13 protein-coding genes are annotated in these 14,660 nt (G+C 39.7%); 6 read left to right on the forward strand and 7 right to left on the reverse strand.

Annotated features, from left to right (window positions below; translation table 11 throughout):
• Positions 1-8: 8 nt before the first annotated feature.
• Together HRT55_RS08745 and HRT55_RS08750 are read right to left on the reverse strand one after the other, a co-directional pair.
• The gene (locus HRT55_RS08745; RefSeq protein WP_291620574.1) at positions 9-734 is read right to left on the reverse strand and encodes a SapC family protein; all 726 of its coding nucleotides are present in this window, start codon (positions 732-734) and stop codon (positions 9-11) included.
• A gap of 90 nt (positions 735-824) precedes the next feature.
• Complete coding sequence (locus tag HRT55_RS08750) at positions 825-1,541, reverse strand: DUF6445 family protein (RefSeq protein WP_291620575.1); 717 nt, start codon at positions 1,539-1,541, stop codon at positions 825-827.
• 364 nt (positions 1,542-1,905) lie between these two features.
• Between HRT55_RS08750 and HRT55_RS08755 the strand changes: the two genes are divergently transcribed.
• The 5 genes from HRT55_RS08755 (at position 1,906) to HRT55_RS08775 (ending at position 8,777) form a co-directional block, all read left to right on the forward strand.
• Positions 1,906-4,545: a family 20 glycosylhydrolase gene (locus tag HRT55_RS08755; RefSeq protein WP_291620576.1), complete on the forward strand. Its 2,640-nt coding sequence runs from the start codon at positions 1,906-1,908 to the stop codon at positions 4,543-4,545.
• A gap of 178 nt (positions 4,546-4,723) precedes the next feature.
• Positions 4,724-5,638 (forward strand): N-acetylglucosamine kinase, encoded by a 915-nt coding sequence (gene nagK / locus HRT55_RS08760; RefSeq protein ID WP_291620577.1) that lies wholly within the window; start codon positions 4,724-4,726, stop codon positions 5,636-5,638.
• Positions 5,639-5,701: 63 nt separating this feature from the next.
• Positions 5,702-6,832 carry an N-acetylglucosamine-6-phosphate deacetylase gene (gene nagA / locus HRT55_RS08765; protein WP_291620579.1) on the forward strand — a complete coding sequence of 377 codons (1,131 nt, stop codon included), beginning with the start codon at positions 5,702-5,704 and terminating at the stop codon, positions 6,830-6,832.
• Between the two features lie 58 nt (positions 6,833-6,890).
• Complete coding sequence (gene nagP / locus HRT55_RS08770) at positions 6,891-8,207, forward strand: N-acetylglucosamine MFS transporter NagP (protein WP_291620580.1); 1,317 nt, start codon at positions 6,891-6,893, stop codon at positions 8,205-8,207.
• A gap of 360 nt (positions 8,208-8,567) precedes the next feature.
• A complete protein-coding gene (locus HRT55_RS08775; RefSeq protein WP_291620581.1) occupies positions 8,568-8,777 on the forward strand; it encodes a TIGR02922 family protein in 210 nt (69 codons plus the stop codon).
• Positions 8,778-8,933: 156 nt separating this feature from the next.
• On the opposite strand, the gene ccmE is transcribed toward HRT55_RS08775, so the two are convergent.
• From ccmE to ccmA, 5 genes are all read right to left on the reverse strand, one after another.
• Positions 8,934-9,470: a cytochrome c maturation protein CcmE gene (gene ccmE / locus HRT55_RS08780; RefSeq protein ID WP_291620583.1), complete on the reverse strand. Its 537-nt coding sequence runs from the start codon at positions 9,468-9,470 to the stop codon at positions 8,934-8,936.
• Positions 9,470-9,715, reverse strand: a complete 246-nt coding sequence (gene ccmD / locus HRT55_RS08785) for a heme exporter protein CcmD (RefSeq protein ID WP_291616869.1) — start codon at positions 9,713-9,715, stop codon at positions 9,470-9,472. The genes ccmE and ccmD overlap by 1 nt, the downstream gene beginning before the upstream one ends.
• A 52-nt stretch (positions 9,716-9,767) precedes the next feature.
• Entirely contained in the window at positions 9,768-10,511 is a 744-nt protein-coding gene (locus HRT55_RS08790) for a heme ABC transporter permease (protein ID WP_291620586.1), read from the reverse strand.
• A 258-nt stretch (positions 10,512-10,769) separates the two neighbouring features.
• On the reverse strand, positions 10,770-11,423 hold the full coding sequence (gene ccmB, locus HRT55_RS08795; protein WP_291621300.1) for a heme exporter protein CcmB: 654 nt from the start codon (positions 11,421-11,423) through the stop codon (positions 10,770-10,772).
• Positions 11,424-11,621: 198 nt separating this feature from the next.
• Positions 11,622-12,281 (reverse strand): cytochrome c biogenesis heme-transporting ATPase CcmA, encoded by a 660-nt coding sequence (gene ccmA / locus HRT55_RS08800; RefSeq protein ID WP_291620587.1) that lies wholly within the window; start codon positions 12,279-12,281, stop codon positions 11,622-11,624.
• A 310-nt stretch (positions 12,282-12,591) separates the two neighbouring features.
• Here ccmA and HRT55_RS08805 point away from each other — a divergent pair, with 310 nt between their 5' ends.
• Positions 12,592-14,658, forward strand: a complete 2,067-nt coding sequence (locus HRT55_RS08805; RefSeq protein ID WP_291620589.1) for a heme lyase CcmF/NrfE family subunit — start codon at positions 12,592-12,594, stop codon at positions 14,656-14,658.
• Positions 14,659-14,660: the final 2 nt, after the last annotated feature.

Below are 14,660 nucleotides of genomic sequence, written 5' to 3' on the forward strand. Positions count from 1 at the left end.
GTATCAGTTTAATTTTCTGCGGAGCTTTTGTTTAAGTTAATTTGTAGCTTAGCAAGTCTTGCTATTTGGTGCATTGAGGACAAGTGAGCATAGATGATTGGTAATAAACCTTTGCTGCGTAATTCATTAAACTCATCATCCGGTAATGCTTCTAGCTTCTTTTCATCAATTACATAAAGTCCGTTAAGGGATAATTTTTCTTCACCAGCCAAATTAATATTAAGTGATTTCAATGTTAATAATTTTTTATTAGCCAAATATTGCATGATACCACTGGTTTGCTCATGCCTTTCTGCGACATCAAGTAAGTGTTCAGTTCTTGCTTTAAGGTAATCGGTCTGTTCACCCTTATCATCAAATAACGTTTGTCCCGAATCGTTATTAATCATAGAGCTATCAGTATCTATACAGACAAAGCAGTTATCATCATCTTCACTTTGTTTGACCAGAGAGAATGGGTAATTAAAGAAGCTACTAGGGATCACTTCAGCCGGCCAGTTTGCTGTTTGGCAATACAAGTTTATACCGGGCTTAAGTCCCATCATAGCCACGGCAGTAAATTGCCCCGTTTCAGTGTTTTTAACAAAGGCAATGGGAAACTCTGCAGCTAAAGGAATAAAATCCTGCACAACAACAGGTATCAGGTGTTGCTCTTTAAAGCGGGTGAAGTCTTTTTTATCTTGAACTTTAAGTGCCGCATGCTGCTGGTGATTTAAGGGGACAATATTTGTCATTATATAAAGACTCCGATGTTAGTATTTTAATTATTATGTTTGGTTGTGTTTGGATATTTGTATTTGATAACTCTGGATTATGTTATCTAGTCATGGCGCTACAATACTCGCAAATGAGGTGATAGAGAAACGGCCCTTAGCGGTATCGCCACTATAGCTTTCTTTCGATGTTAAGTTAGCGCCGTGTAAAAGGTTGCCTTGATAGATAACAAGACGGTTGAATTTTGCCTCTACCTTTAATACTTGCTCAAATAAGCTGGTTGAATCTGTTATGTAGCCATTATGCTCGTTCGATTTTGAGCTAACCTCATTTAGCATATCATCAAGAATCACTTCATCCTGTTCATTAAGCTCAACTATATTTTTTGGAATATACCGATAAATGCTAGTACCACCAAGCTCTTGACCTGAAAGGTAATGAACAAAAGCATACTCTGAGCTTTTACAGCTATCTACATGCGGCATTTTTTGTTCGGTAAGTAATTGCGAAGGTGGGCAAGTAACTAATGAAATTAGGCTTTTGTGAATAATAGCTGTGGATTGTTCACGACCGACTAATTTAGGGATAATACTCTCCTGAAAAAAGGCATGTAGCAAACGTATGTATGGCTCCGGCATATTGTCACGAATGCCAGGGTAATATGAATTATCTGCATGCATGGGATTGAAATAGGCAATGTTCTTGGCAAAGTGCATGACACTATCAGCACTTAGAAGAAAGTCATCAATGATATAAGCATTTAAATTCGTATAAGGAATTGAAACTTCTTGTATGGATAACTTTGGGTTTAACGTTAAGTTTTTCATATTACTGCTTATTTTTATGCTGTTTTAATAAATATTTATATAGCTAATATAAGAACCTTTGAAATTAATATACTTAAATTTGACAGCGCTGTCAAAGGGCGGTGTAGCGCATGTTGGTAGCTGATATAAGTGATAAATAATAACGCTCATTAACTATTGCTATGAATCGGCTAGTAAAATCAGTTAACTGAGATTAAAACATCCTCGCTAAATGTATGTTCTTGTAATCACTTTAGTGTTTTTTGTATTTAATTTTGACAGCGCTGTCAAAATTAAGGATAGTTATGTTAACAATAACATCTAAAGCAAAGCAGCTTTATCACTGAAAGTTGTAAAAGGTCCTTTAAAAATGCACATTAGCAAGATGAATAAAAAAGTTTTAGCGCTTACTATTGCCGCTAGCTTATCTCTACTCGGTTGTGAAAAATCACCTGCGCCTGCAGTTGATACCGGTGAGAAAATTAACTTACAAGCTATTTACTCTGTTGCTCAAAGTGATATTGATAACATTGCCCAGCATTTAGAGGTTAACTATCGTGTGGTTACTAATATCCCTAGTGATAAATGTGACAGTAAAGTTGCCGATGGCGCCTGTTTTGAAGTGGAGCTATCTTTTACCGCGACACAAGCCATAGCCGCTAAAGATTGGACTATTCATTTTAGTCAAATTGCACCCATTCAGTCTTTTGAAAGTGATGACTTTAGCGTAAAACACCTGAACGGTGATTTACATCAGATTAGCTTAAAAGATAACTTTTCCGGCTTTAGCCAAGGCGAGACAAAAACCTTAAACTTCCGCGCTATGTTTTGGTCATTAGCCGAGTCTGATGTGATGCCTAATTATATTGTTAGTGCACCTAGGCTTGAAGCTCGAGTTATTGAAAGTACAGTACCTTTCATTGATAAAGATACCGGTTTAGAAGTACTTCCTCATGTTGAAACCTTCACTGATAGCAATACTCAGTTTAAACGCAGTGCCGCAGATAAAACGCAATGGCTAACCCCGGAAAAGCTTTATCAACGTAATTCAGTACTGGTACAAGACAAGCTAGCCGTGTTGCAAGCAATTATCCCAACCCCTAAGTCGGTAAGTATCGACGCTAATATGGGTTTTGCTGATATTGGCCAAGGTATTGCGGTATCTTTAGGTAATGTTAAACACGGTGATGTTGATGCTGCGTTATCACGTTTAAGCACTCTCGGCGTTAAGCAAAACGCTGCGGGTTTACCGCTACGGTTAAGTATTCGCCCTAATAACAATAAAATTATCGGTAGCTACAGCTTAAATATCACCAGTAAAGAAATTATCATCATTGGTGTTGACGGTAATGGTGTCTTTAACGGCTTGCAATCACTGGCAAGTTTAGTGACTGTTGGTGAGTCACGTATACCTATGTTAGTGGTTGAAGATGAACCACACTTTGTCTTTCGTGGCATGTTAGTGGATGTTGCACGTAACTTTCATTCAAAAGAGTTTATTTTAAAACTGTTAGATCAAATGGCAGCTTACAAGTTAAATAAACTGCATTTACACCTTGGTGATGATGAGGGGTGGCGTTTAGAAATTCCCAGCTTACCTGAACTTACCGATATAGGCGCAAAGCGCTGTTTTGATGTTACTGAAGAAAATTGTTTAATGCCGCAGCTCGGTGCTGGCATTGATGAAAACTCATCAGTCAGTGGTTATTACAGTGTTAGTGATTATCACGAAATTTTAAAAGCAGCCAGTGCTCGGCATATTCAAGTGATCCCATCACTTGATATGCCGGGTCATTCTCGTGCCTCAATTAAGGCCATGACTGCGCGTTATAAAAAATACCAAGCCTTAGAAGATGAAGCTAAAGCCAAGCAGTTCTTACTAGAAGATTTCCAAGATAAAACTAAGTATTCTTCAGTGCAATTTTATGGTGATAACACCATTAATGCCTGTTTAGAGTCGTCTTATGATTTTGTCGTCGAAGTGATGACTCAAGTGAAAAAAATTCATGCCGATGCTGGCCAGCCGCTTACTCGATATCATATTGGCGCAGATGAAACTGCCGGTGCTTGGTTAGACTCGCCAGCCTGTAAAGCTTTTGTCGCTAATAACGATAAAGGTGTCACTAAAATGAGTGAATTAGGCGCTTATTTTATTGAACGTGTTGCCGGAATTTTATCTGAACTTGATATTGAAACAGCAGGTTGGAGTGATGGCATGGAGCATACTCGCAAGGAAAATATGCCAGCAATTGTGCAAGCCAATGCTTGGGATGCGCTATTTTGGGGAGGTCACGATAAGGTTCATCTATTAGCAAACCGAGATTGGCAAGTGGTTATCTCTAGCCCTGACGTTTTATATTTTGATTTCCCCCATGAGGCAGACCCTAAAGAGCATGGTTACTATTGGGCATCACGCCACACTAATACTGAAAAAGTATTCCAGTTTATGCCTGATAACTTGCCAGTTCATGCCGAATTTTGGTTAGACCGACAAGATAATACTTATGTCGCCGATGATACTAAAACCCCTTTAGCTGCCGGTAAAAAATTCTTAGGCATTCAAGGGCAATTGTGGAGTGAAAATGTCCGCACCGATGACATGGTTGAGCATAAAGTATTTCCACGTATATTAGCGTTAGCAGAGCGTGCCTGGCATCTTGCTGACTGGGCAGTGCCTTATAACTATCAAGGTGCTAAATATTCATCGCAGAGCAATACTTTTACTACAGAAATGCAAACTATGCGTGATAGCCAATGGGCTGAATTTGCCAATACCTTAGGGCAAAAAGAGTTTGCTAAACTTGAGCTAGCGCAAATTGATTATCGCCTTCCTACCGTGGGCGCCATTATCCAAGCAGGTAAACTGCATGCCAACATCGCTTTTCCAGGCCTGACAATTGAATATCAAGTGAGTGGCGGCAACTGGCTTACTTATCAAGAGCCTATTGCCGTTTCTGGTCAGGTAAATATCAGAAGTCGTAGTACTAATGGTCTAAGAGCAAGTCGTATCACCCAGGTTCAATAAGAAGGTTCAAATTAACTAACTGATATTTATCTAATATTATCAGTTAGTTAATTTACATTTGGTAACACTTGTAAAAAAAGCTGATATTTTATCCAAAAAACAAATGACAACGCTGTCATTTCTAGCTAAGATGAAAAAATCAAAAAATTAAAATATAGACAGTGAACATGGGATCGGTATGCTGACAAGTAGTGACAAAAACAATGAATTATTTTTAGGCATTGATGGTGGAGGCAGTAAATGTAAAGCCATTATTATGAATAAAGATAATGAAATACTTGGTACAGGCATCTCAGGTCCCGGTAATCCATTGCATGGTTTTGAGCAAGCAACTTATTCTATTACTGACTCTGCTAAATTAGCGTTAGCAGATGCTGGTTTAGCTCATATAGAGCTGAGTGAGATAATCGCTGGTGTTGGTTTAGCAGGCGTTAACTTACCTGTGCTATTTGACCAAATGGCCGCTTGGCAACATCCCTTTAAAGCAATGCATCTAGCGACTGATTTGTTAATCGCCTGTTTAGGTGCCCATAATGGTAGCGATGGCGCTGTGATGATTACCGGTACTGGCTCATGTGGCTTTGCTTGTGTCGATGAACAGCACACTATTGTTGGTGCTCATGGTTTCCCTCATGGTGATAAAGGCAGTGGTGCTTGGTTTGGTTTACAAGGGGTTAAGCAGGTTTTATTATCCCTTGATGGCTTAGTCGAGCCAACCTTGATGTCAGCGGTATTGTTGAAAAAACTTAACTGCAATGACGATACTGATTTAGTTGAAGCTGTTGCCAGTCAAAAAGCGACTTTTTATGCACAGCAAGCTAATTTAGTTTTTGATGCCGCTGAGCTAGGTGATAAAGTTGCCTTGGATATTGTTGCTGAAGGCGCCGAATATATTAATGGCATTGCTCGTACTTTAGCGGTAAAAAATCCACCGCGAATGTCTATGATTGGCGGCCTAACACCGCGATTGAAATCTTGGTTAGCGAGCGATATAAAAGCTAATCTGACTGAGCCATTAAATCCACCGGAAGTTGGCTCAGTACTTTTCGCTCGGCAGCAACAAGCTAAAGCGTCTGTGCAACAATCGGCGTAGTACTTTATCGCAAATACTTTTTAAAAAATTTTACCCATTGAAGTTGATACTCTAGGACAATCCATGACACAAACGCGCTTCCATGCTCAACGACTATTTGACGGACACACTTTTCTTGATGATCAAGTGTTGACTATAGTGGACGGTAGAATTACCGACATTGACCAAAACACGAGTCATGTCGATGTGTTTGCTCAAGGTTTAGTTGTTCCTGGTTATATCGACTTACAAGTTAATGGTGGTGGCGGAGCATTATTTAACGACTCGCCCTCAGTTGATAACCTAAAAATCATCATGGCTGCTCATGCTCAGTTTGGCACAACGGGTATGATGCCAACGTTAATTACCGATAAAGTTGCCGTCATGCAACAAGCTGCAGATGCGATTGCTCAAGCGATAGCCGAAGATGTTCCAGGCATTCTTGGTATTCACTTTGAAGGGCCGCATTTATCTATTGAGAAAAAAGGCACCCATTGTGCCGATTATATCCGCGGCATCTCTGCCGTTGAATGGCAGATCCTGTCCCGCCAAGATATTGGTCAGGTTATTGTCACTCTCGCGCCGGAAACGGTCAGTGCTGAAGATATTTCCCGTATGGTTGAGTTAGGTATTAAAGTTTGTCTAGGTCATACCAACGCTGATTTTGAAACGACGCAAAAAGCTATCGATGCGGGTGCTAGTGGCTTTACGCATTTATTTAATGCTATGTCACCATTACAGGGACGAGAGCCAGGGGTCGTTGGTGCAGCGCTATTAAATAACAACACTAGCTGTGGCTTAATTGTTGATGGTTTCCATGTTGATTACGCCAGTTGTAAATTAGCGATACAAGCTAAACCCCAAGGAAAAGTATTCTTAGTTACTGATGCTATGCCGCCAGTGGGAACAACACAAACCCAGTTCGCTTTATATGATCGCACTGTTTATGTCGACAATGGCAAGCTGACCTCAACCACGGGTGAACTTGCTGGCTCTTCGTTAGATATGGCGAGCGCGGTTAAAAATACTCATCAAGGCTTAGGTATTCCTTTGGATGAAGCACTTCGTATGGGTAGTTTATACCCGGCACAATATTTATACCAAAACCAAGCAGTCATTCGTGGTCAGCTTAGTCAAGGAATGCAAGCTGATATAGTGGTATTGAATGATGACTTATCAGTAAAAGAGACCTGGATTGCCGGTCAGAAATTTTAATTAATACAAAAAAAATTACGCAAAAACTATAATAACAATGCAAGTTAACGAGGAAGTTATGGAAATGTCACTCACGCAAGATAAACAAGAAAAAAAACAGAGTAATGCTGTGCCGATGATAATCGTCGCCGGGTTATTCTTCATATTAGGTTTCGTCACCTGGTTAAACGGCTCCTTAATGCCTTACTTGCAACAGATTTTGCAATTAACACCCTTCCAAGCATCACTGATATTATTTTCATTTTATATTGCAGTAACATTTACTGCGCTACCTTCTGCTGCGGTTATCCGTAAAGTTGGTTATAAAAATGGTATGGCACTTGGCCTAGCAACAATGACGTTTGCCGCTTTATTATTTATTCCTGCAGCTAAAACACAAATGTTTCCATTATTTTTGTTAGCTCAATTAATCATGGGCGCAGGACAAACATTACTGCAAACAGCTGTTAATCCGTATGTTGTCCGTATTGGTCCTGAAGAGTCTGCAGCAGCACGTATTTCAATTATGGGTATCTTAAATAAAGGCGCTGGTGTAGTAGCACCTATCGTCTTTACTGCCTTAATTTTAAGTGGTTTTACTGATACCGTTGGTACTGAATTAACACAGATTCAAATTGATGATATGGCAAACAGCCTAATTACACCGTATTTAGGACTTGCTATTTTTATTGGAGTATTAGCTTTTGCTATCCAAAAAGCTCCTTTACCTGAATTACCGAGTGAAGCAGAAGAAGGTGAACATAAAGGTCAGTTAAAAGAAGCGCTTACTCATCCTAACTTAGCACTTGGTGTGGTTGCACTGTTTTTATATGTAGCGGTAGAAGTTATCGCCGGCGATACTATTGGTGCGTTTGCCCTAGCATTAGGTGTTGAAAGCTACAGTGTTATGACCTCATATACTATGGCATGTATGGTTTTTGGTTATATTTTAGGTATTGCCCTTATCCCTCGCTTTATCTCACAACAAAAAGCTTTGATGGTCTCTGCAGTATTTGGTTTAGTATTAAGTTTTGGTGTTATCTTAGGTGATAACAACTCTTTTGCTATTGCTAATGCGCTTTCATTTATTTTGGGTGATGTTCAATTGCCTGATACTTTGATTTTAATTGCCTTTTTAGGGCTTGCTAATGCCATCGTCTGGCCGGCTATTTTCCCATTAGCACTTTCAGGTATGGGTAAGTTAACCAGTGTCGGCTCTGCGCTGTTAGTCATGGGTATTTCAGGTGGTGCTTTTGGACCATTGTTCTGGAGTTTAGCAAGTGGCAGTAGCGGACAAGCCGTTGATCTTCAAGGTGGTTATATCGTTATGTTACCTTGTTATTTATATATTTTATTCTACGCTGTTAAAGGCTGCAAAATGAAATCTTGGAAGTAAGTTAATATAACTGTGTTTATTGTTACTCACTAAAGAGTGTGATTTAAACACAAATAAAGACAACCTCAATGCTGCCCTGTTTTAACTTGGTTGGCTTGAGGTTTTTTTATGATTAAAATTCAATAGCTTAACTTATATAGGAAAGGGCTGTAGCATATGAATTTTTATTGTTTAAAACATGGATTACTGGTTGTACCAGATGTTGACCTAGTGCTCGAACCATACTAGTATTGGCTAACTGGTTAAGGTCTGACCACTTTTATGGTTTTGGGAAATAAAAGTGATTATCTGCTCTTAGCTGAAAGTAAATAATAATAAAATGACTTAAAATGACTTAAAATGACTTAAAAGGATTTAATAATGTCGGAAGCTAAAAGGAAAGTAACTGTGATCTATTGTTGTGATGACGACTTAGCTATGTATAGAAAAACACAGAGCTTTAATCTAAACGCCTATGGCGATATGATCATTCCACAAGACTTCAAACGTGGTAAAACCATAGTAGCGGTTTGTGAAGGCGAGGTAGATATTATCAACAGTGTTGGTGATAAGCTTATTGGCGAATACTAGTATTAACTTCACTAGTGATAAATAACCCGCTTAATAAAAAGTACTTAAGTAAAAAATAAGTAAAAAATAGATAAAAAAAAGGTGACAGTTATGTCACCTTTTTTTGTGTCGACCTATACTAGGACGGGTCAATTAAATCAAATGGTGTAATTTAAATTAATAGCCGCTAGATTTTTTACTTTCTAATTGTTTGTCAGTGTAAGTAGCTTTTTCATGCTTTTTCCCTGCAGCCTCTGCTAACTCAGCCGGCATATAGTTTTCATCATGTTTAGCAAGTACTTCACTGGCTTCAATACTTAGCCCTGTTGGCGGGTGTTCTGCCAGCCGGCCATTAGCCACTATGCCTTGGCCTTCACGGAATAGATCCGGCAAAATACCATCATAATAAACGGTAATCGTAATATCGCTATCTTTGAATACGATTGGCATGGTCATATCACTAAGCTTAAATGATACTTTAAGACTTTCAGGGTCGCGCTTTACTGACCCTGGAACCACTAAACCCCCTATACGAATACGTTGACCTAGACTTGGCTTTAAACCAGTCTCTTTTTTACCTTGGGTAATTTCAGAAGGGGTAAAAAATAAATCAATATTTTGACTTAAGGCATATAAAACAAGTCCAGCAACGGCACTTATGCCAATCAGGACAGAGCCAACAATAGCTAGACGTTTTTTACGGCGTGGATTCATTATTCAGTAACCTCATTTAATGCTTTATTTTGCTGTTCATTTTGTTGCTTACGTAGCTCTCTGGCTTGGCGGAGTTTATCTTCTCGCTGTTTACGCTTAGCTATTTGGTTGATGATCTGCTGATGACCAGCTTTAGAACTGATCAATAAAAAGGTAAGTATCAAAGCTGTCGCACCAAACGATAGCCAGACATAAAAGCCATAACCGCCCATATTGATGAAATCGCTAAAACTATTAAATTGCATTGAGTGCTCTCCTACTACTTTGCTCTATTTTTGAATTATCTAACTGGAATGATTAACTGTTATGTTTTTGTACTAGCTCACGCACCCAAGGACGAATGCTATTGCGCGCTAGAATTTCATTACGAAAACGTAGACAGATAATCACAGCAACTAATAAAGAAAAGCCGATAAAACAAATGATAAATGGCCATAACATATCTAAAGACATAGATGGTTTACCCAGTTTACTGACTGTAGAGCCTTGGTGTAGGGTATTCCACCAGTCGACAGAGTACTTAATAATTGGAATGTTTATTACGCCAACCAGCGTTAAAATACCAGCCGCTTTACCGGCTAAGTTTTTATCTTCAAAGGCATTATGCAAAGCAATGACGCCTAAATATAAAAATAATAAAATGAGTTCTGAGGTTAAGCGTGCATCCCAAATCCACCAAGTACCCCACATAGGTTTACCCCAAGCAGCACCCGTAATTAATGCTATGGCAGTAAACGCAGCGCCGACAGGGGCCATAGCAGCAGCAGAGGCGTCAGCCAATTTTAATTGCCATACTAGGCTGCTAAATGCTGCGATTGCCATAGCAAAATAAATGCCCATAGACAAAGAAGCTGCAGGTACATGCACATAGAAAATACGGAAGCTGTGACCTTGCTGATAATCGGCAGGAGCAAACAGTAATGCCCACACTAAGCCAATGCTCAAAAATATTGCGGCAAGAGCACTTAACCATGGTAATAATTTATTGGTAAAGTGATAAGACACTTCCGGGTTTGCATAGGGGTGTAACCATTTCCACATTAATTTATTCTCACTATTTTTGTCGGTTATAAGGCAGGATCACCGTGTTGTTTTTTATGGCAAAGTAACAGTGCTCTTTCGTGTTTATTGTGTCTATATTGAGCGTTACCATTTCCACGTACCGCCTATCATGTTAATTGGTACTCACTATTTTTGTCGGTTATAAGGCAGGATCACCGTGTTGTTTTTCATGGCAAAGTAACAGTGCTCTTGCGTGTTTATATTGGGCGTTACCATTTCCATGTGCCGCCTAGCATGTTAATTGGTACTCACTTTTAAGGCCGCGCCAACAGCAAAGGGGGCGAGGGTTAAAGATCCAAAGAATAAGGCGGCGATTATAGCAAGTTGGCCGCTGTAAGGTAAGCCAAGTGCGGCAGTGTCTATCGCGCTGGTGGCAAAAATTAATACCGGGATATATAGCGGCAGTACTAGCAAGCTAAGTAATACACCGCCTTTTTTTATGCCCACGGTAAGTGCAACGCCAACTGCACCAAGTAAGCTGAGTACCGGCGTACCTAGTAACAAGGTCAGAAACAAAGCGGTATAACTGTTTTCATCGAGATGCAGTAATACCGCCAGTAATGGCGCAATTAATATCAGTGGTAAGCCGGTAATTAACCAGTGAGCAAATATTTTAGCGAGTACTAATAAAAATATTGGGTGTGGGCTTAGCAACATTTGCTCAAGCGAGCCGTCGAGGTGATCTGATTTAAATAAGCGGTCTAACGATAATAATGTTGCTAATAATGCGGCAACCCAAATAATTCCTGGGGCAATTCGACTTAAAGTTTCCGCTTCAGGACCTATGCCTAAAGGGAAAAGCGTAATGACAATAACAAAAAATAATAACGGATTAATAATGTCATCTTTATGGCGCATGGCAATGGTAAGGTCACGCTTTAATACCAACATAAAGGCATGGCGATAAGAAAACTGCTGTGATAACTGCGCTTTATTATCGACTGAGCTATTTTCTACAGCAGTACTGTCGATAACTATATCCCTTACCACGCTACTGTCGATATTTGCTGCTGAGGTTTCAGTCTTTTGCGCTGACTGGGCTTTTAAGGTCATTAGGTTACTTTCTCTAAAACGGTGTTCATTTTCATATTAATCAAAAGCACTATCATAGCTGTAATCTAAGGTGATTTTTTTGATTTGCTCGGGCTTAATGCTAATTAAATCTTGGTGTGTGGTTAAGATAACACAACCACCACGCTCGGCATGGGCAGAAAACAGCTTTTCTAAACTGGCAACGCCTTGTTTATCAATGGCGGTAAAAGGTTCATCTAAAATCCAAATAGGCGCCTTACTTTGATATAAACGCGCTAAAGCAATACGTCTATGCTGACCAGCACTTAAGTGTGATGCTAAGCTATCTTCAAAACCTGCCAGGTTTACTTTAGCCAAGTAAGCTAAGGTTTCTGTGGTTTTGTTACCATGTAAGGCCAAATTAAACTCAAGGTTTTCTTCTGCGGTCATCTCACCTTTTACCCCAGCTAAGTGGCCGAAATATAATAAGTTTTCATGGAAATCTTCTCGGCAGCGCTGAATAGCTTGGCCTTTATAGTCAACTTGACCATCATAAGGTTGCGATAAACCAGATAAAATACGTAATAAACTCGTTTTTCCTGAGCCATTAGGACCTTCAACTTGCACGATATCACCAGCATTAATTTCAACTGATAATTCATCAAATAATAAGCGCTCTTCTCGAATACAGGTTAATTTTATTGCACTGAGTAAGGGCGTTGAGGTTTGTTTAGGCAATGTATTTACTTCTTTATTTATCAATGTTTTGTCAAAGTTTATCGCATTAAGCTAGGAGTGTGAATTCTAGCGTATGTTTGTCGAGTAATTCTTGATATGGATCGTATAATCACTTTGGGTGATATAATACCATAGCGAACATTAGCGTAGCCAAGAAAGTTGTAACATTATGAAACAACTTGGTGACCTAAATTACATTAATATCTCGCCCGATAAAATGTTAGTATGACGCGGTAATTTTTAACCTCATTAGTAATGATAACTATTATTAGAGGTTAATTGTTTTTTTTGAAGTAGAGCGGAGAAATCAATGATACCTGACCTGGTAGCAACCCAAATGCCTGAGCTTATACCCGAGCTTGGTCACTTAGCCCTTATTATTGCTTTAGCATTTTCTATTTGCTTAAGCTTGATTCCGTTAATAGGTGTTCATAGCCCTGAGCAGAGTTCTTTAAAGAAACTCATGAGCTATGCTAAACCCCTAAGTTACGGTATGTTTTTCTTTACCGGTATCAGTCTTGTTATTCTCGCCTACAGTTTTGTCGTTGATGATTTCTCCGTTAAATATATTGCCAGTCATTCCAATACACACTTACCTTATTATTTTAAAATAAGCGCCGTTTGGGGCGGTCATGAAGGCTCATTATTGTTGTGGGTTTTTTCTTTAACCGCATGGACTGCTGCGGTTGCACGGTTCTCAAACGGTATTGAAGAAGAATTCATTGCTCGTGTTTTAGCTGTTATGGGCATGATCGCCATAGGGTTTATCGCTTTTACCTTACTGACATCTAATCCATTTGAACGTTTATGGCCAAATGTACCCATGGAAGGTCGAGATTTAAATCCATTATTACAAGATGTTGGTTTAATTATCCATCCGCCATTATTATATTTTGGCTACGTTGGTTTTGCTGTTGCCTTTGCTTTTGCTGTTGCCGCGTTAATGGCAGGCAAGATGGATGCTGCTTGGGCACGTTGGTCTCGTCCTTGGACTGTTGGCGCTTGGGTGTTTTTAACCGTAGGTATCGCACTAGGTAGCTGGTGGGCATATTATGAACTTGGCTGGGGCGGTTGGTGGTTCTGGGATCCTGTTGAAAATGCATCATTTATGCCTTGGCTTGTTGGTACTGCACTGATCCACTCGTTAGCGGTAACAGAAAAACGTGGTACCTTTAAAAATTGGACTATTTTACTGGCAATATTTGCTTTTGGCTTAAGTTTATTAGGCACATTCTTAGTGCGCTCAGGAGTGATTACTTCTGTGCATTCCTTTGCAGCCGATCCTAGTAGAGGTATCTTTATTTTAGTGTTGTTGGCTATCGCAATGGGCGGAGCGTTAACCTTGTATGCCTTTCGAGCAAATAAGGTATCGAGCTTTTCTCGCTTTGCATTTTACTCCCGTGAAACCGCGCTACTACTGTGTAATGTAATTTTGGTTATTGCTACCGTCACGGTACTGCTAGGCACCTTGTATCCATTGTTGGTTGATGCCTTAGGTTATGGGAAAATTTCCGTCGGTCCTCCGTACTTTAATGCCGTTTTTATTCCGATAATGAGTATTCTCTTTATCATCATGGGTGTTGGTCCTTTAATTCGTTGGAAAAAAGCCAAAAAAGGCGAGTTACGTAAACAGCTATTAAAGCCGTCAGTGTTTAGTATTGCTTTTGGTTTATTGTTCCCCGTGGTTTATGGCGGTGAGTTTAATGCTTTAGTTGCCATGGGTATCACCTTAGCGACTTGGGTTTTCTTAGTTGTTGTTAAAGAAGTTAAAAACCAATATCAATTAGCCGGAAAATTAACTACCAGTCATTTAGGTATGGCAACGGCTCATGCTGGTATTGCGATCACTATTGTTGGCGTCACGCTTGTTTCCATGTATGAAAGTGAAACCAATGTAAAAATGTCGCTAAACGAAAGAGTCACTGTTTCAGGTTATGAAATTGAGTTCAAAGGCATTAAACATGTTGAAGGGCCAAACTATAGTGCTGAGCAGGGACAAATCAATATCTATAAAGTGACTGGCGAAAACGAAAGTGAATTTGTTACTTTACTCAAACCTGAGCGTCGCGAATATCGTGTGCAAACGATGGGCATGACCGAAGCAGGTATTGATGCTGGGTTGTTCCGTGATGTTTATGTCGCTTTAGGGGATCCATTACCAGGTGGTGCTTGGGCAATTCGAGTACACTATAAGCCATTTGTTCGTTGGATTTGGTTAGGCGCTATTTTCATGGGTATTGGTGGCATTCTTTCAATAGTTGATAAACGCTATCGCCGTAAAAAAGCCGTTGTCGTTAAATCAGCTCTAAAGGCCGATTCACTTAACGATACTGTGGCAGTTTCTGCTGCCAGTGCGGCAAAAGTGTCGGAGGCATAATT

Origin of the sequence: Colwellia sp. (genome assembly GCF_013214175.1) — a bacterium.
Lineage (GTDB): Bacteria > Pseudomonadota > Gammaproteobacteria > Enterobacterales > Alteromonadaceae > Colwellia.

Bases quoted from the DNA above. Each gene is read 5' to 3' on its own strand.
- HRT55_RS08750 (WP_291620575.1), bottom strand. From the start codon at position 1,541: ATGAAAAACTTAACGTTAAACCCAAAGTTATCCATACAAGAAGTTTCA.
- nagK (WP_291620577.1), top strand. From the start codon at position 4,724: ATGCTGACAAGTAGTGACAAAAACAATGAATTATTTTTAGGCATTGAT.
- HRT55_RS08805 (WP_291620589.1), top strand. From the start codon at position 12,592: ATGATACCTGACCTGGTAGCAACCCAAATGCCTGAGCTTATACCCGAG.
- ccmB (WP_291621300.1), bottom strand. From the start codon at position 11,423: ATGTTGGTATTAAAGCGTGACCTTACCATTGCCATGCGCCATAAAGAT.
- nagP (WP_291620580.1), top strand. From the start codon at position 6,891: ATGGAAATGTCACTCACGCAAGATAAACAAGAAAAAAAACAGAGTAAT.
- HRT55_RS08745 (WP_291620574.1), bottom strand. From the start codon at position 734: ATGACAAATATTGTCCCCTTAAATCACCAGCAGCATGCGGCACTTAAA.
- ccmD (WP_291616869.1), bottom strand. From the start codon at position 9,715: ATGCAATTTAATAGTTTTAGCGATTTCATCAATATGGGCGGTTATGGC.
- HRT55_RS08790 (WP_291620586.1), bottom strand. From the start codon at position 10,511: ATGTGGAAATGGTTACACCCCTATGCAAACCCGGAAGTGTCTTATCAC.
- nagA (WP_291620579.1), top strand. From the start codon at position 5,702: ATGACACAAACGCGCTTCCATGCTCAACGACTATTTGACGGACACACT.
- HRT55_RS08755 (WP_291620576.1), top strand. From the start codon at position 1,906: ATGAATAAAAAAGTTTTAGCGCTTACTATTGCCGCTAGCTTATCTCTA.
- HRT55_RS08775 (WP_291620581.1), top strand. From the start codon at position 8,568: ATGTCGGAAGCTAAAAGGAAAGTAACTGTGATCTATTGTTGTGATGAC.
- ccmE (WP_291620583.1), bottom strand. From the start codon at position 9,470: ATGAATCCACGCCGTAAAAAACGTCTAGCTATTGTTGGCTCTGTCCTG.